The organism is Alkalibacillus haloalkaliphilus, assembly GCF_007991275.1.
Taxonomy (GTDB): Bacteria; Bacillota; Bacilli; order Bacillales; family Alkalibacillaceae; genus Alkalibacillus; species Alkalibacillus haloalkaliphilus.
In genome coordinates this window covers 1-16,962 of sequence record NZ_BJYA01000007.1, presented here as the reverse complement: position 1 = coordinate 16,962, position 16,962 = coordinate 1, and the positions used below count along the sequence as shown (strand labels likewise).

General features: G+C 38.7%; 20 protein-coding genes. 16 read left to right on the top strand and 4 right to left on the bottom strand.

Annotated features, from left to right (window positions below; all coding sequences use genetic code 11):
* Positions 1 to 293: 293 nt before the first annotated feature.
* The 3 genes from AHA02nite_RS06835 to AHA02nite_RS06825 all read left to right on the top strand — a co-directional run bounded on the left by AHA02nite_RS06835 (position 294) and on the right by AHA02nite_RS06825 (position 3,969).
* Positions 294 to 1,427 (top strand): amidohydrolase, encoded by a 1,134-nt coding sequence (locus AHA02nite_RS06835; RefSeq protein WP_146815687.1) that lies wholly within the window; start codon positions 294 to 296, stop codon positions 1,425 to 1,427.
* Positions 1,428 to 1,558: 131 nt separating this feature from the next.
* On the top strand, positions 1,559 to 3,163 hold the full coding sequence (locus tag AHA02nite_RS06830; RefSeq protein WP_174758185.1) for a fatty acyl-CoA synthetase: 1,605 nt from the start codon (positions 1,559 to 1,561) through the stop codon (positions 3,161 to 3,163).
* Between the two features lie 137 nt (positions 3,164 to 3,300).
* A complete protein-coding gene (locus AHA02nite_RS06825) occupies positions 3,301 to 3,969 on the top strand; it encodes a phosphatase PAP2 family protein (protein ID WP_146815685.1) in 669 nt (222 codons plus the stop codon).
* Positions 3,970 to 4,003: 34 nt separating this feature from the next.
* Here AHA02nite_RS06825 and AHA02nite_RS06820 read toward each other — a convergent pair whose 3' ends face one another.
* Positions 4,004 to 4,432: a GNAT family N-acetyltransferase gene (locus AHA02nite_RS06820; protein ID WP_146815683.1), complete on the bottom strand. Its 429-nt coding sequence runs from the start codon at positions 4,430 to 4,432 to the stop codon at positions 4,004 to 4,006.
* An 8-nt stretch (positions 4,433 to 4,440) separates the two neighbouring features.
* A complete protein-coding gene (locus AHA02nite_RS06815; RefSeq protein ID WP_146815681.1) occupies positions 4,441 to 5,064 on the bottom strand; it encodes a flavin reductase family protein in 624 nt (207 codons plus the stop codon).
* 128 nt (positions 5,065 to 5,192) lie between these two features.
* Between AHA02nite_RS06815 and AHA02nite_RS06810 the strand changes: the two genes are divergently transcribed.
* The 9 genes from AHA02nite_RS06810 (at position 5,193) to AHA02nite_RS06770 (ending at position 13,388) form a co-directional block, all read left to right on the top strand.
* Complete coding sequence (locus AHA02nite_RS06810) at positions 5,193 to 5,573, top strand: zinc ribbon domain-containing protein (RefSeq protein WP_146815679.1); 381 nt, start codon at positions 5,193 to 5,195, stop codon at positions 5,571 to 5,573.
* Complete coding sequence (locus AHA02nite_RS06805) at positions 5,570 to 7,177, top strand: zinc ribbon domain-containing protein (RefSeq protein WP_146815677.1); 1,608 nt, start codon at positions 5,570 to 5,572, stop codon at positions 7,175 to 7,177. Before AHA02nite_RS06810 ends, AHA02nite_RS06805 begins: the two co-directional genes overlap by 4 nt.
* Before the next feature lies 1 nt (position 7,178).
* Positions 7,179 to 8,171, top strand: a complete 993-nt coding sequence (locus tag AHA02nite_RS06800) for a zinc-binding dehydrogenase (protein WP_146815675.1) — start codon at positions 7,179 to 7,181, stop codon at positions 8,169 to 8,171.
* Positions 8,172 to 8,316: 145 nt separating this feature from the next.
* Positions 8,317 to 10,059, top strand: a complete 1,743-nt coding sequence (locus tag AHA02nite_RS06795; RefSeq protein WP_146815673.1) for a carbon starvation CstA family protein — start codon at positions 8,317 to 8,319, stop codon at positions 10,057 to 10,059.
* Positions 10,060 to 10,165: 106 nt separating this feature from the next.
* Positions 10,166 to 10,411: a cory-CC-star protein gene (locus tag AHA02nite_RS06790; protein ID WP_174758184.1), complete on the top strand. Its 246-nt coding sequence runs from the start codon at positions 10,166 to 10,168 to the stop codon at positions 10,409 to 10,411.
* A gap of 27 nt (positions 10,412 to 10,438) precedes the next feature.
* Positions 10,439 to 11,386: an ArsA family ATPase gene (locus tag AHA02nite_RS06785; protein WP_146815671.1), complete on the top strand. Its 948-nt coding sequence runs from the start codon at positions 10,439 to 10,441 to the stop codon at positions 11,384 to 11,386.
* 88 nt (positions 11,387 to 11,474) lie between these two features.
* On the top strand, positions 11,475 to 11,831 hold the full coding sequence (locus tag AHA02nite_RS06780; protein ID WP_146815669.1) for a DUF3221 domain-containing protein: 357 nt from the start codon (positions 11,475 to 11,477) through the stop codon (positions 11,829 to 11,831).
* Between the two features lie 94 nt (positions 11,832 to 11,925).
* Positions 11,926 to 12,246: a hypothetical protein gene (locus tag AHA02nite_RS06775; RefSeq protein ID WP_146815667.1), complete on the top strand. Its 321-nt coding sequence runs from the start codon at positions 11,926 to 11,928 to the stop codon at positions 12,244 to 12,246.
* A 17-nt stretch (positions 12,247 to 12,263) separates the two neighbouring features.
* The gene (locus AHA02nite_RS06770; protein ID WP_146815665.1) at positions 12,264 to 13,388 is read left to right on the top strand and encodes a glycerate kinase; all 1,125 of its coding nucleotides are present in this window, start codon (positions 12,264 to 12,266) and stop codon (positions 13,386 to 13,388) included.
* A 25-nt stretch (positions 13,389 to 13,413) separates the two neighbouring features.
* Here the strand turns inward: AHA02nite_RS06770 and lepB are convergent, their stop codons facing one another.
* Positions 13,414 to 14,019 carry a signal peptidase I gene (lepB, locus tag AHA02nite_RS06765; RefSeq protein ID WP_146815663.1) on the bottom strand — a complete coding sequence of 202 codons (606 nt, stop codon included), beginning with the start codon at positions 14,017 to 14,019 and terminating at the stop codon, positions 13,414 to 13,416.
* 156 nt (positions 14,020 to 14,175) lie between these two features.
* On the opposite strand from lepB, the gene AHA02nite_RS06760 reads away from it, so the two are divergent.
* The 4 genes from AHA02nite_RS06760 to AHA02nite_RS06745 all read left to right on the top strand — a co-directional run bounded on the left by AHA02nite_RS06760 (position 14,176) and on the right by AHA02nite_RS06745 (position 16,426).
* Positions 14,176 to 15,003 carry a DUF368 domain-containing protein gene (locus AHA02nite_RS06760; protein ID WP_146815661.1) on the top strand — a complete coding sequence of 276 codons (828 nt, stop codon included), beginning with the start codon at positions 14,176 to 14,178 and terminating at the stop codon, positions 15,001 to 15,003.
* 6 nt (positions 15,004 to 15,009) lie between these two features.
* Entirely contained in the window at positions 15,010 to 15,486 is a 477-nt protein-coding gene (locus tag AHA02nite_RS06755; RefSeq protein ID WP_146815659.1) for a hypothetical protein, read from the top strand.
* A 15-nt stretch (positions 15,487 to 15,501) separates the two neighbouring features.
* Entirely contained in the window at positions 15,502 to 15,909 is a 408-nt protein-coding gene (locus AHA02nite_RS06750; RefSeq protein ID WP_146815657.1) for a hypothetical protein, read from the top strand.
* Positions 15,910 to 16,174: 265 nt separating this feature from the next.
* Complete coding sequence (locus AHA02nite_RS06745) at positions 16,175 to 16,426, top strand: phage holin family protein (protein WP_146815655.1); 252 nt, start codon at positions 16,175 to 16,177, stop codon at positions 16,424 to 16,426.
* Between the two features lie 47 nt (positions 16,427 to 16,473).
* Here AHA02nite_RS06745 and AHA02nite_RS06740 read toward each other — a convergent pair whose 3' ends face one another.
* The gene (locus tag AHA02nite_RS06740; protein ID WP_017185383.1) at positions 16,474 to 16,881 is read right to left on the bottom strand and encodes a carbonic anhydrase; all 408 of its coding nucleotides are present in this window, start codon (positions 16,879 to 16,881) and stop codon (positions 16,474 to 16,476) included.
* Positions 16,882 to 16,962 lie beyond the last annotated feature (81 nt).

Below are 16,962 nucleotides of genomic sequence, written 5' to 3'. Positions count from 1 at the left end.
AAGAATTAATACCGAATAGAAGGCCAGAAATACCGAATAACTACAATAATTACCGAATACTAGATTAAAAGTGTCGGACGAAGCGGGATTAATGTCGGACACGCCCCCATAATTGCCGGACAAAACAGCACTAATGTCGGACACACGCCCATAACTGTCGAACAAATACCCAATCCCCGCCCCGCTATACTCAATCTATTAAAATTTATACTTCGCCCCTCGAAGGAATTTACAAATTAATAGATTTGCCGTATTATGAATGTTAAGAAAAATTGAAAAGTGGAGGGGAATATATGTTAGTTTTTAAGAATGCTTCGGGATATGATGGTTTAGGTCAATATTTTGAAGGCAAAGTGATTGTCACTGAAAATGGAAAGATTAAAGATATCAAGGATACATATGATGCACCTGGTGATGCAGAGGTTGTTGACCTCAAAGGAAAAGTTGTATCGCCTGGCTTAATTGATGTGCATACGCATTTAGGTGTGTTTGAAGAAGGTAAGGGTCCTTCAGGGCATGATTTTAATGAGACGAGTGATGCGAATACGGCGCAGATTCGTGCGATTGATGGAGTGAATCCGTTTGATGTTGGACTTGAGGATGCGCGTAAGTTCGGCGTGACGACAGTTCAGACATTGCCAGGGAGCGCAAATGTCATTGGCGGTGAAATGGTCGTGATTAAAACGGTTGGTACAGTCGTTGATCAAATGGTTGTGCGTGAGCCGTCTGGTCTTAAAGCAGCTACTGGTGAAAATCCGAAGCGTGTCCATGGTGGAAAAGGAAAACTTCCAACGACGCGTATGGGTGTAGCGGCACTTTTACGCCAAAAGCTTCATGAAGCACAAGTGTATATGGAAAAGCGTGAAAAAGGTGAAGCGGATTATAAGTTAGAGTTAGAAAATATTACGAAGGTGCTAAAAGGTGAAATGCCACTACGCGTTCACGCTCACCGCGCTGAAGATATTGCAACAGTACTTCGTATTAAGCGTGAATTTGAGATCGATGTGACGATTGAGCACGGAACTGAAGGCCATTTAATTCCTGAGTTTATTGCTGAACATGATGTTAGTGTTGCTGTTGGTCCGACATTGACTGCCCGTTCAAAAGTCGAGCTTGAAAACCGTGGTTGGGAGACGCTTCCGACATATGCGAAGCACGGCGTTCCATTTACGATTACAACAGATCATCCAGTTGTCCCAATCGAGCATTTAATGACAAGTGCCATTATGGGAGTTAAAAATGGATTAACAGATCAAGAAGCGATGAAAGCTTTAACGATTAACGGAGCAAAACATTTAGGTATTGAAGATCGTGTTGGTTCACTTGAAAAAGGAAAAGATGCTGACTTAGTTATCTGGAGCGGTGATCCGTTTGATTTACGCAATAAAGTCGAAGTCACTTACATTGAAGGAAAAAAAGTAAATTAATCAATATCTAAAAGAACTTGGGGAAACCAAGTTCTTTTTTTATATACTTGAACGAAAAAGTTCGTTATTGTAAAATAATAATTAGAATTTTCAGATTAGTATGTCATCAAAAAAAGTTAAGGAGTGTTTCAATGAGTACAAATGTAATGAATGATTTGAACCAGATGCTTAAAAGAACGAGAAGAAACACACTTGGTGACTTATTACTTAGAACGAGAGAGCGTATGCCGGAGAAGTTTGCCTTGGCTTATGAAGGACAGCGCCTTAATTATGCTGAGCTAGATGATTTGGTTAATCAAACAGCCCATGCTTTTGTAGAAAAAGGTATGAAAAAAGGTGATATGATTACTGTTATGTCCAAAAATAGCTTGGACTTTGTTGTGCTGAAGTTTGCACTTGCACGAATCGGCGCTGTCATGATCCCGATTAATTATATGCTCTCAGTTGAAGATGTCTCATACATTTTAGAACACTCTAAAGCAAATGGATTAATTGCTTCGAAGGAATATGCTCTTATTCTAGAACAATCAGCTGAACGCATTTCACCTCAGTTTAAGTTTGTAATGGATACGAAAGAAGATGAACAACTATCAAGTGAATTGTCAGGCTGGATGACATTATCATCAGCTAGAAAGGGTAAACCCACTAACTTCATAGATGCTGATTTAGAAGATGACGATTTAGCCCACGTGTTATATACAAGTGGAACCGAGTCACGTCCAAAAGGTGTCATGCTTTCGCATAAAAGTTTAGTCAGTGAATACATGAGTTGTATCGTTGATGGTCAGATGGAGAATCAAGATGTGCTTGTTCACGCATTACCGATGTATCATAGTGCGCAGTTGCACGTCTTTTTAGGGCCAAGCATTTATTTAGGTTCAAGCGGCATCATTTTACCAAATGCTACTCCTGAATCTATATTAAAAACGATTGAAAAAGAAAAAGCGACCCAGCTATTTTGTCCTCCAACAGTTTGGATTGCATTATTACGCCATCCAGACTTCGAAAAACGTGATCTATCATCGTTGGAAAAATGTTATTATGGTGCGGCTATTATGCCGCGTGAAGTGTTAAAAGAATTGTCCGAGCGGTTACCTAATGCTCAGTTTTGGAACTTTTACGGTCAAACAGAAGTCGCACCGCTTGCGACCGCCTTACAGCCAGAGGACCAGCTTCGTAAATTAGGTTCAGCCGGTAAGCCGACTCTGAATGTGCAAACGAAACTTGTGGACGATGAAGGAAATGAGGTGGCTCGTGGTGAAATTGGTGAAATCGTTCATCGGACTCCACACGCAATGAAAGGATATTTAAATGACCCTGAGAAAACCGCAGAAGTATTTAAAAATGGTTGGTTTCACAGTGGTGACTTAGGAATTATGGATGAAGAAGGATATGTTACGATTGTTGACCGTAAGAAAGACATGATTAATACTGGCGGAGTCAATGTCTCAAGTCGAGAAGTAGAAGAAGCGATTTACGAATTAGAAGGCGTGTCCGAAGTGGCGGTTGTCGGGCTTCCAGATGAGTATTGGATTGAAGCGGTGACAGCAATCATCGTCACTAAACAAGGATATGAACTGACAACTGAAGACGTTCAGTCATTCTGTGGACAAAAGCTTTCAAAGTTTAAAGTTCCGAAGTATATTGACTTCACAGATTCATTGCCGAAAAACCCGAGTGGGAAAGTGTTAAAGCGCTCATTACGAGATCAATATGAGTCACTTGCTAACAATTAAAAGAAGCCTATTTCCAAACTGCACCTAATTTGAGGTGCAGTTTTTTTACATTTTTAAAGAAAAAGGACAGATTTATGGTAAAATTAAACGAATAATCTTTTAAGTAAAATCAACAAGAGTCATAGGAGAATTATAAAATGAAAAATAAAATGTCAATTTACATAGCAGTTGCTCTGTTATCGTTATTAAGTTTTATTGCATTTTCCATTTCAGTCGTGAACCAAGAACAAACGTGGTTGGATCGTCAAATTGCTGATGCGTTAAGTCCACTTCAAGACACGGCTTTCATGTCGTCGATGGACTTGATTTCAAACTTAGGATCGACCGAGCTTTTAGCGGTGTTATCCTTAATGACGATCGCGATCTTATGGTTTAAGCAAAAGTCACTTAAACATGTGATGCTGTTCATCGCTGTTATGGGTGGTGGCGTATTATTAAATCTACTATTTAAGTTTTCGTTTGAAAGAGGACGACCAGATGACCTTCATCATATTGAAGCGTTTGGAGTAAACTTGGAGCTTGTATCATATAGTTTTCCGAGTGGACACTCGACAAGAGCCTTTCTGTTTTTTGCGTTTTTAATTTACATCGTCTGTATGTTTATTAATCATCGTCTTGCAAAAGGCATGATAATTACTGCACTAACAGTTGTTATTTTTGCAATTGGCGTTAGCCGCATTATGCTTGATGCCCACTTTGCAACAGATGTACTTGGTGCTTATAGCGTCTCACTAACTTGGTTAATGCTTTGTGTGATCGTCTTTGAACACTTTATCAAAAACAAAAAAAGCAGAGCATTCGGTTAAGCCGTCTGCTCTGCTTTTTAAGTAATATATAGCCTTAATTCAGCTTCTTATAAAACCCTGTCGCTTTAGCCTCGTAACCTTGGCTCGTGTAAAAATGGTGGGCGTCTTCGCGATCACCACGATTACCACTATTTAAGACGAGTTTACTTGCTTCTTGCTCTGTGGCCCATTGTTCAGCTGCATCAAGCAAAATTTTCCCGATCCCACTGCCCCGATAACGTCTATCAACGACGAGTGCGACGATGCGAATATAATTATTATTGTTTTCATAATGGAATCCCCTGATTAATCCTGTCATGCCAACAACTTTACTGTCTTTTTCGTAGACGAGTGTTCGATAATCGTCACTGGCATTAATTTTCATCATGCGGTGTTTCATCTCATCAATGGTAGTCGGGTAACCAAGCTCTCCCATTAAATGGGCTAAAGCTTCTATATCCTCACGTTTTGCTTCACGGATCATATAACCACCTACTCCGTATCTGTCGGACGTTCTAAGAAAAGAGGTTCGCTTAACGTCGCGTAGTTCGGACCTGCCAGTCTAGCCAATGGGTTTAAACTTTCGGCATCAATTTTATAGTTATCCTGATAGACATTTTCGTCAATGTGGTACTGAATCACTTTACCTAAAATTAAATCATTATTATACTCGCCGTTTTCGCCAAGTGGCATATGTTCAAATAGTTCACATTCTAAACGGATTTTACATTCTTTAATACCTGGAACAGATATGTGAGTGCTTGGGATTGTCGTTAGATTCGCTTTTTCAACCTCACTAATGTGTTCTTTGTATGGGGCTGCGGTTTGATTCATTTGTTCAAGCATGTCGACATCCACGATATGTACGACGAATTCTTTTTGACTTAAAATATTTTTTGCTGTATGTTTCGTAATTTCACCGTCTACGCGTCCAACAGAAATAGCGATTAACAGTGGGTTTGAACCTAACATGTTAAAAAAGCTAAACGGAGCGGCATTAACTACACCGTCTTCATTTTCTGATGTGACAAAAGCGATTGGGCGTGGGATGACGCACCCGCTTAGTAGTTTATAATTTTCCTTCGAGTCTAATTGGTTTGGGTCAATTTGGATCATGCAATTCCTCCTTATTCGTAACACAATCTTATATTATATATTATCAGAAAATAATGACACATGGAAAATTTATGCGCTATAATATGATACAATTATTGTAAGTTCATAGAGTTATAGGGGGGCACATTATGACGGAGTATAAGACAGAGAAAGAGCGTATATTAGCTGATAAATCGTGGTGGTTAGCTAAGTTAGGTGAGTCAATCTACCACCAATATCGCATGGGGCAATTATATAGTGAAGAGTTAAAAGAATTTGGCGAACAAATTCAAAAGCTAGACCATAGACTTCATGAGCTTGAAGTGTTAAGTGGAGCACGAAATATTTACTGTACGTGTGGGCATGAGGTCGAAAAATCTGATACGTATTGTGAACGTTGCGGTCAGAAGTTAGAACATGTTGAATTAGACCACCAAGATGAACCGTGTCAACATTGTGAAACACCACTTATGATTGGGGCGAACTTTTGTCATGTGTGTGGCATGCGTCAAGAGGAGGAGTTAGCTTGATTTACTGTACGAAATGTGGGGCGAAAAACTCCGCTGACGCATTATATTGTCATGCAGATGGTCATCCTTTACATAAACTAAGTCAGTTACCAAACTATCAAAAGCATCGAGAAGAAACATGTCATTATTGTGGTGCGTCTCATTACGACGGAGCTTATTATTGTCACGTTTGTGGCGAAAGCTATCAATCTGTTAATAGGAAATTTGTTAAAGAAGTGATCACACAAGTTAAATTTGGGAAAATGAGTGCGAGTCAAATTGGTGAAACAGCGGTCATGGTCATTCCATTTGTTTTACTGACGGTAATCATGATGCTAGTTAGTATTCAACTTACTTATACAGAACCTGATCAAGATCATGATATAGCTCCTAGAGGCGAACAAAATATTTTCGTTGAAGCATTAGATCAATATTCAGTATTTGAAAACCATATAATGTACTTGAAGTCGGGTGATGAAGAGTATAGAATTCATGACCACAGTAGTGGATGGGAGAAGAGCCTTAATTTAGGTGAATTATTCTTAATTAGTAACGCGGTGCCAATCGCTATTAGTTCAGAAGAAACACATGAACCAGCCCATGAAGATGGAGAAGTCTATGAAACGAGCTATACACAAACATTTAATGTTGGTACTGCTCATCAAGCAGTTGTGTTAATAGTAGCTGTGGTCATTAGCGCAGGACTGTTTACAAGGTGGCGTCGAAATAGCACATTAATAAGTCAAATCGTCAGCTCTGGTCTGTTTGGTATGTGGTATGGGTTAACGTTGTTAGTGTTAGCTTTACTTTCAACTGGTTATTATACGATTGATGATAGTTATCGCTCAGGAAGTACAGAGGTTTACTTTTTGTCTGGTGAAGCTTTTTGGAAAGGGTTCTTAATTACGAGTGTTATTTTCTTAATCGGGCAACTTATATGGGAGAAGCGCAGATTGCCATATTTCTTCACAGGATTAAAATTAGGTGGCAAGTGGTTTAGTGCTATATTCCTGTCATTTATACTCGTAAGTGGCTGGTATACATTGATACACTTAACAGATATCAGGATGATCAACTCAACTGTTAACTATTCAGTGTTGTTAAGTTTTGTATTAATTGCCGTTACGCTTGCTGTCATCGTACTAAATGTTGGATTCTTAAATACACTTTACATGCAACAGATGTTTTTCGATGGTGAAAGAGCGCCGTTCCATTTATTAAACACTGACCTGGAAGAATTTCTCGAGGATTCTGATCAAGAATGGTTTCATGCGATGAACCAAGAAGGTTATTTCGCTCCAGTGCTTAATATGTCTGGGTGGTTTTGGTTTAGTTTCATCGTCATCGTTGTTATATTATTAATAATTGGCTATCTTCATAGTGTTAAGTCGATTAAAGGTAATATTACTAGAATTACGGGGATCGCAATAACATTTGCAATAATTAATGTTGTACTCGTGTTATTTGCAAACCATGAAATAACTATATTTCATGATACAGATGAAAGATTTGCGAATATGACAGGTTTTGATCCCTGGTTAACCCTTGGTGTCACATTTGCATTCGTTTGGATCACCGTCTTAATCGGTGTTGTCATAAGTAAAATGGTAAAGAAGGAGGAGTAATATGAAGGCTATTGTACATGAACAACAACTTGGGTTAGAAGGGCTTGAATATCGAGATGTAACTGATCCTGAAACGCGAGAGGGAACAGTTAAAGTACGGTTAAAAGCAGTTGGCATGAACCGCCGAGATGTATCGGTTACTTCACGTCGACAAGAAGGTGACCCACCATTAGTGCTTGGTTCTGATGGGGCAGGGGTGATCGAAGAAGTCGGTGCTGGTGTTGACAAGTGGCAAGTTGGTGATGAAGTTGTGATTAACCCTGGTGTTGGCTGGGAGAAGAATAGCGATGCACCGCCAGAAGGATTTCAAATTGTCGGTCTTCCTGATGATGGGACTTTTGCTGAATATATGGTTGTCGATGCTCAACATGTCGAAAAGAAACCGAGCACATTATCATGGGAAGAAGCAGGCGTTTTACCTCTAGCTGGCTTGACAGCTTATCGCGCACTCTTTACACGGGGACAAGTAAAAAAAGGCGACACCGTCATGCTTCCTGGAATCGGAAGTGGTGTGCTGACGTTCGTGTTGAAATTCGCAAAAGCAGTCGGCGCTCGTGTCATTGTCACATCAAGACATGAAGAGAAGCTTGAAGCTGCGAAAAAGTTAGGCGCTGACGTTGGTATCTTAACCGAATCTGACTGGAATGAACAGTTAAAAGATGAAACGGTTGACCTTGTTATTGAAAGTGTTGGGCGTGCGACGTTTAACAAATCATTAGACATTGTGCGTCGTGGCGGAACAGTCGTCACTTTTGGTGCTACGACTGAAGATGAAGTCGAGATTGATATTCGTAAATTCTTCTACGGTCAGTACAACTTATTAGGAAGCACAATGGGAAGTGCTGAAGAGTTAAAAGAGATGCTTCAGTTTGTTGAAAAACACGGGATTAAGCCAGAATTAGATCGTATGTTTAATATGGATGATTACCTTGAAGCATTTGAGTATTTACGTGATTCGAAAAACTTTGGAAAAATTGGATTCCATGTAGATTAACTATTTCCGCCTCGAGCTAAGCTTGGGGCGGTTTTTTTATAAAAATATAAAATGTTGTCCTAATTCCACCCATTTCTGAATAATTTAGTGTTAAGCAGGACGAGTTTATACTTAAAAACTGTGAACATATTAGGGGGGATGAGATGTGAGTGGTATTTGGTTAGCTTTAGCCGGTTTTCTAGTCTTCTTCCTAGGTTATCGCTTTTATTCAAAGTTCATCGCAGAGAAAATTTACAAGTTAGATCCGGCTTATGTTACGCCAGCACATAAATATAAGGACGGGGTTGACTTTGTCCCGACGAACAAATATGTGCTATGGGGGCATCATTTTACGTCAATTGCAGGGGCAGCACCGATTTTAGGTCCTGCAATCGCTGTATACTGGGGTTGGTTACCTGCATTAGTGTGGGTTGTTCTTGGTACAGTGTTTGCTGCAGGTGTTCACGATTCTGGTACGTTGTTTATGTCAGTACGTAACAAAGGACAATCAGTCGGAACTTTAGCGAACAAACTGATTGGACAACGTGCGAAAATATTATTTCTATTTATTATTTTGTTACTCGTATTAATGGTTAATGCAGTATTTGCATGGGTAATTGCGAACTTATTTATTTCAAACCCTTCAGCTGTATTGTCAGTGTTCATTCAAATTCCACTAGCTATTTGGATTGGTTATCACGTTTATAAGCGCAGTGGAAGAATGTTGTTACCATCATTGGTCGTTTTGATTGTGATGTATGGTACAGCTGTTATAGCAAGTTATGTTGAACCACTTCAAATTGATTTAGTTCGCTACTTCGGTGGTGAAGGTGCAACGACTTTCATAGGACTTAATGCAACTTCAGCAGCTTTCTTTACTTGGATTATTATTTTAATGATCTATGTGTACTTCGCGTCAACTTTACCAGTCTGGAAGTTGTTACAGCCGAGAGATTACATTAATTCACACCAGTTAGTAATTGGTTTAGTTATTTTATATGCTGGTTTATTTATTACATCTCCTGAAGTAACAGCTCCGATGACAAACCCAGCAGCAACGGATACTCCTTGGTTTCCAATATTGTTTATAACGATTGCTTGCGGTGCTATTTCAGGTTTCCACGGATTAGTGTCATCTGGTACGACGAGTAAGCAGTTAAATAATGAGCGCGATGTTCGTTTTGTTGGTTACTTAGGTGCTGTTGGTGAAGGTTTATTAGCGTTAATTGCGATTATCGCCGTTGTTACATTCTTTAGCTCAACAGACGCATTTACAGCTACATATAGTAGCTTTGGCGCAGCTAGTGATGGCGGTTTAGGTGTATTCGTTCAAGGAGCTGCAGCATTAGCAACAGGACTAGGAATTCCAGCAGCTGTAGCACCGACGATTATTGCTGTTATCATCGTAAGCTTTGCAGCAACAACACTTGACTCATCTGTACGACTTATGCGTTACATTATTTCTGAGCTTGGCGTGGAATATAGCCTTCCAACGATCACTAAGAAACATGTTGCAACAGCAATTGCAGTGTTTTCAAGTGCTGCATTAGCTTTAATTCCACAAGGGCCTAATGGGTTCGGATCAGGTGGTTATCTATTGTGGCCACTATTCGGTACATCCAACCAGTTATTAGCCGGAATTAGTTTACTGTTACTCGCCATTTTCTTAAGACGTAGAGGAAGCAGTATGTTACCAGCTTTAATCCCGATGGTGTTCTTAATGTTTATGACGCTATATGCAATGTTCGTTCAAGTGTTTACTGACTGGGCACCTTGGGCGTCGAATACAGATTGGTTACTGTTCACATTTGGCTCAATCATATTTGTCTTTGCAATATGGATCGTCTTTACAGCATTCTCGGTCATATCGAATGAGCGAAAAAATAATAAGTTTAAAGATATAGGCTAAAATTAGAAAAGCCGTACGATGTGTGCGGCTTTTCTGTATGGATAATAGAATAACTAGACTAGTTTTAAGGGTGAGGACATTGGTCGATCAAAAAATCTGGCAAAAAATGAAACGAGTAATTGAGCTATACGATGAAATGTTAAGTACGCCACATCGGACTGAAATAGCTAGAGAATTAAGAGATGAAGACGATCTGTTTTTATTGCTTGTCTATTCGGACATGCTTGGCATTCCTAATCCCGCCTTTTATTACACGCTAGAATTATACCCTTTTATTATTGAAAGATTCCACGACTGGCATTTACGAATGGGTATGGAACATTCACCATTAGATGGCCTTCGCTGTTGTTAAAAACTTTTAAGTAAAGTGAGTGGTTAGATGAATATACAAGAACAGAAGATTATATTCGTTGGAGGTAAAGGTGGCGTTGGTAAATCAACTTCATCAGCAGCACTTGCTTTAGCCAATGCACAAGCTGGATCTAACACGTTAGTCGTTTCAACAGACCCGGCTCATAATTTAGGTGACATATTTCATCAGTCGTTATCACATGAGAAAACGCAATTAGCCAACCACTTATGGGGAATTGAAATTGATTCAGCAATAGAAACGAAACGTTATATGAACCAAGTAAAAGGCAATCTAAGAGGATTAGTAAAATCTAAAATGGTAGAAGAAGTTCATAGACAGATTGACCTTGCGATTGCCTCTCCTGGTGCGGAAGAAGCGGCTTTATTTGATCGGTTAATTACGATATTAATAGAAGAGCAAGCTCATTTTGATAAGATTATTTTCGATACAGCCCCAACAGGACATACCATTAGACTTCTAACTTTACCCGAGTTAATGAACGTATGGATTGATGGCATGTTAGAAAAAAGACAAAAAATTAACGACAATTACACCCAACTATTAAATGATGGAGAACCAGTCGATGACCCAATCTATCATATTTTACAACAACGAAAAGAGAAGTTCTCACAAGCAAGAGATATTATTTTAGACGAAGACATAACAGGTTTTGTTTTTGTGTTAATTCCTGAAAGGCTTCCAATAATTGAAACGAAACATGCGATTAAACAATTAAACCAATTTAACTTACATGTTAAAAACCTCATCGTAAACAAAGTCCTTCCCAAAGAAGCGGACGGACAATTTTTGGAGAAAAGAAGGAAGATTGAAGTTAACTACTTAAGAAGAATAGACGAGCAATTCAAGGATCAATCTGTATTAAAAGTCCCTTTATATGAAGAGGACATATCTGACTTAGACCGGCTAAATGTATTTGCTGAACAATTAACTTCACTAAATAAAACGCACGCTTAAATTAAATCCGCCTTCAACTGACAATTGGGCGGGATTTTAATGTCACTTTTCTTAATGGATGACGTCTAATTAAAGAGGAGGTCATTTCATGAAAAGTTTATTGGTGATTCTAATAGTCGTCTTTTTATCTGCTTGTGGAACTGGAGGTGCTTCTGGAGAACAAAATTCAGAAGAACACCCAGGATTTATAGGGTATATTGCTAAAGTAGAGGACAATCAAATACTTGTAACTGAAAATAAAGTAGATGATGAAGAAGCGAACCATGAAAATCTAGATCAGTTTGGTGAAAAGGCTGGGCAAGCGATTTATTTCAGTCTTAAAGACATAGATGAAGATACGATAAACAATTTAAATGTCGGCGATCATATTGAAGTAATTCACGGGGCTGTAGCTGAGTCGTACCCGGGGCAAAGTTCGGCAAAAGAAATACATCATATCGATTAAAGGCTTAAGAGTCAATCTTAAGTCTTTTTATTTTGCAGGAAATAATCGTTATATCTAGAACTAAAGGGTATAACTAACTTTGTGTGGTGATGCTATGGAACATGGTCAAAGTAAGATCAAGTTTTCTCTTCAATTTCTCGTCTACGGTTTATTATGTTGGCTGTTGTGGACTGTTTTAACAGGGTTTTTACTTTATGTTTACTCTCATTTTGGTTTGTCTAGAGAAGGAATTGGAACGCTCGGGTTAGCGGGTGCTGTCGCGCTTGTTATAGCTTATGAAGATCGTAAGTTGCAATACTCGCGTTTTTATCCTGGTGAACCAAAGAGGAAATTTAATCATTTGTTTTATAAAGGGTTAATTAGTTCTGGTGGTTTGTTAATTATAGTTCCGGTTGTTGTAAGTTTACTTACATAATAGGAGGCATGTCGTACATGAAAATTACGATTAGCCCTGATTCTTTTAAAGGGAGTTTAACAGCAAAAGAAGCTAGTCATATGATTGAAAAAGGGTGTCAATTAGCCGCCCCATCAGCTAAGTTAACGAAAATTCCCATGGCTGATGGTGGAGAAGGAACAGTTGATGCGTTAGTTTATGCAACAAATGGAAAGTATTTGAGCTATGAAGTTACCGGGCCGTTAGGGGGTCTTGTGATCGCTCCAATGGGTATCAGTGGTGTTAACAATGTAGCACTGATCGAAGTGGCTAATGTGTGTGGGCTAATGCAAGTACCAACTGATCAACAAAATCCTCTTTATACAACTTCCTATGGGTTAGGTGAAATGATACTTAAGGGGGTAGATGCAGGTTATCGTCAAATGTTAGTCGGCTTAGGAGGTAGTGCGACTAATGATGGCGGATTAGGAATGCTTCAAGCGTTGGGAGCAAAATTTTATGATCAAAATGGTCAAGAAGTTGGTCCATTCGGAGAAGATATAATTAACGTTGAGAAAGTTGACTTTTCCACGCTAGATGAAAGGTTGAAGCATTGTGACATTAAAGTAGCATCAGATGTGGAAAACCCGCTATGTGGTGAACATGGTGCATCTTACGTTTTTGGACCGCAAAAAGGTGCATCAGCTATGGTGGTTAAGCAACTGGATGAAGCATTAGAACATCATAGTACAGTAGTAGAACAAGCAGTTGGCAAGTCTTTGAAAAATAGTAAAGGTGCTGGAGCTGCAGGTGGATTGGGCTTTGCTTTAATGGCGATTGGTGGAAAGTTAACATCAGGAGCCGAGTTGGTCGGAGATGTAGCACAACTAGAAGAAGAAATTAAAACGAGCCAACTTGTTATAACTGGTGAAGGTCAAAGTGACTTTCAAACGTTTTATGGTAAAGCACCAGGATATGTCGGGAAGTTGGCTCAGAAGCATAACGTCCCTTGCGTATTAATTTCAGGTGCTATTGACGATGATGAAGGTCAGTTACGGGAACTTTTTACGGGTGTGTTTTCAATTACAAATAAGCCGATGTCACTTGATGAATGTATCGAAAAAGCAGGTCAGCTATTAATTCAGGCAACAGCGAATGTTGTGCAACTTTTGATTGAGAAGTAAGGTGAAAAGTTAACATAAAGTTTTCTTATTTTTGGTATCCTTGTATTTTTCCAATGATATTGTCTACTTGTATTGGGCCGTACTGTTTACTATCAATACTTCTCCACAAAAGATCTCCTAAAACAAAAACATGATCTTCAGGCACTTGTACCGCATCTAAGTTAAACTCACCGTCTGCATCGCTGCTCCTCGGGTTTTGTGTAACATCTCCGTAAAATGTATCTAGCTCTTTGTCATCGATGTAAATTTGTCCGTCTTTAATCTTGATTGTTTCTCCTGGTAAAGCAATAACTCTGGCGATATGCTCTGGAATTGGTTGAAGAAAGCCTTCTTTCCGTTCTTCGAGGTAGTCGTAATATGAATCAGGTCGTTCATAATAGATCACTTCACCTCTTTGGATGTCTTCATGTAGTGGATCAATAATGAGTGATCGACCTAAGTAATTATAGGGGTTATCACCACGTTCCATGTTGTCATTTTGGTATTCTACAACAACCATATCATCTTCTTGGTCGACAGGTTCTAATTCAGGAGTTGTGTGAGGGTCTGTTATAGCCGATTCATTTTCGTCGTTATGAGTGCAACCAACCACCGTTAAAAAAGAAATCGTTAAAAGTAAAAAGGCTCTCATAAAATCCCTCCTAATATTATTATATAAGATTTGTTGTTTAGCACACTGGTTATTTATAACAATATTGTGAATAGTTTGTTATTTTGTTGATAGTATTGTGGGGTGGAACTTTTTGTTATAAAATTGTTAGTAAATTCCAAGAAATAAGGAGACGTTATGTACCAATACATATGGCGTGGAATGGCTGTTGGGATGTCCGAAGCGGTTCCAGGTGTGAGCGGAAGTACGGTTGCGATGATTTTAGCAATATACGAGAGATTAATTTACAATTTGAGTTTACTTTCAACGAAACATCGAAAAGAAGCTTTGCCGTTTTTAGTTCCTTTTGGAGTCGGGATGGTAGTTGGTTTTGCATTATCGATTGTTACGATTCATCTGTTGTTGACACATTTCAGAGCACCGACGTTGATCTTTTTTGTTGGGATTATAGTTGGTTTTCTTCCAGTGTTGTGGCAAGAGGGTGTCAAACAAGCAAAAAGGGATTATCGCCTAATTGATTACATTGTTATGATTTTATTTATTACAGTTGTCGTTGTTGCTAGTTTGTTTAGTGATTTTAATCAAATTGAATTGACGACTCTAGCAGCTAATGATGTCATCTTTTTAATGGTAGCGGGCTTTGTAGCGAGTACGGCACTTGTTTTACCTGGAATTAGTGGTGCGTTAATGCTAACAATATTGGGTGTATATGAATTGGCTACAGCTTCACTTGTTCAAATGCATTGGCCGGTCATTTTTTCAATTGGTATAGGGGTCATCGCAGGTGTTCTATTCATGAGTCGGTTAATTCAATATTTACTCAATCATTATACACAGTCGACTTATGCGGCGATGGTTGGCTTAGTTGCAGGTTCAATCTTTGTTATTTTTAACACTCTTACATGGGGTGAAATTCAACAACATATCATTCTTTCGGTTGCGTCTGGCTTGTTAGGATTAATTTTTGTGTCGATGGTGACAAAAAGTGTTGGGATGAAAGGTTGATCAACTTTGCTTAAAAAAATTGCTGCTGCCATCGTTTTAGTTATTATTTACGGATGGATCATGTGGATTGAGTCGTTTCCTAAAAATCTACAAGAATTAATTGATAAGGAAAACGTTACTCATGAGCAGTTTTATAGAATTGAAGAAGGATCAGGGTTGAGTGTCGGGATTGAAGAGGACTATGTTGAGGTGTTCATATATGAGAAGCGGTTTACCGGTTGGCATATAGCTGATCAAGATGAAATGGCGTATCCAGAAAGTGATGATTTTACGAAGGAAATCTTTTTAAAACTTGATGAAAATGAATATGTCGTAAGCGGAATCGTGACAGATCAAGAGGTTGATAAAATACGGGCTGGTGAGTTAGCACCTAACATTTCTAATTTGAATAATGGTTATCAAGTTTACTATTTTACACAGGTACCAGAAGACCTCGAAGTGAAAGGCTTGTCGAGGCAAGGTGACGTGTTGTATCTACGTTAATAATGGAGGGATTGGATGAATAGAAAGTGGATAAGTTCAATAGCTGTCGTGGTTGGGATGTTAGTTCTGTTGTTAATATTCACGACTACTTACGCTGATTTTCAACAAGCGTTAGAAAGAGCTGAATATAATATTAGTCATTTTGTACTGATCAGTTTATGTGTATTTCTTTTTGGCGTGTTAATTGAATGGAAAGCACTTGGTCGGATTATTTTTGAGAAGCGGATTAAAGTAAATTGGCTTCTAGTACCGGCAATCTTGTTAACGATTTTAACTTTTATTCCGCGATTATATTGGACTGCCTGGTTTGGCCTTGGTGGACCGTTTTTTATAGAAGTTTTTAAGATCCCAGAAACACAAATTCTATTAACGGCATTTGCAGGTATTTTATTTGTACGAGCATTGGATAGGAGATCGACATAAAGATTAAGCAGAGGAGTTGTTCCTCTGTTTTTTATGTTTTTGGAGCACATTTTTATTTTTATTATAATGGCCGTTTCTAGCAATCTAATAAAGCATATATTAATGATATACAGCAATCAATGTAGCAATTCTGAACTAAGGGATTTACTCATATCATAGTAGTAATGAGAGTTGTAGGTTTGTCATAGTTAAGCTGTGAAATGGTACAAGCAACTCAAATTGGGGTTTCATTGTTAACGACTCTCTATTGAAAGGGGTGAGAGTTATGGAATTAATTAGCTATATTATGGAAGATGCGTTAATTTTAATTCCTGTATTGATGATTTTAGGTAAAATGATCAAAATATCGTCGATCATGCCTAATCGTTTTATTCCATTTGCGTTGCTATCCATTAGTATTGTGTTTTCAACTATTATGATGGGCCTTTCTTTAGAAACACTTATTCAAGCGATTCTAGTAACTGGTGCTGCTGTCTTTGGGCATCAACTTGTTAAACAGATGAGAGATATTAAGTAACAATGAAAACTCCCGGGTGCGCACTTGCACTCGGGAGCTTTCTTGTTTTATTGAGTTAATGAACTTTGCATTACGTCTGTTACTTGTTCAACTTCCCAATCATCATTTACATAAAGGCCAACGACTTCCATGTCAAAGCCCCAGCCGCGAACGAGTTGAACGCTTTGCTTAATTTGTTCAACTTTTTCTTTCTTATCAATTGGATTACCAGCGCAATCGTGGTGTCCAGCAATGGCAATGATTTTTGAACCGTGTCCGTTATGGGAGATGCCGATTCGGTTTTTAATGGATGCTAATGTTTGAGCATCACCGTCTAATAACACTTTATTAGGACCAGCTTCGTTAATTTTGTCGACGTATTGTACTTGGAAATTCTCTCTTAACCAGTTCATAACAGGTTCTTGTACACGCCCGTCCATGCAATTGATTGCTGTTCCGAAAGTTGCTTCACTCATGTTTTAGTCCTCCTAAATGCAAGTCTTTAATTCTATTATACTGTGAGAAGTTCATTATGTCATGGGGGGATAGATTTTTTT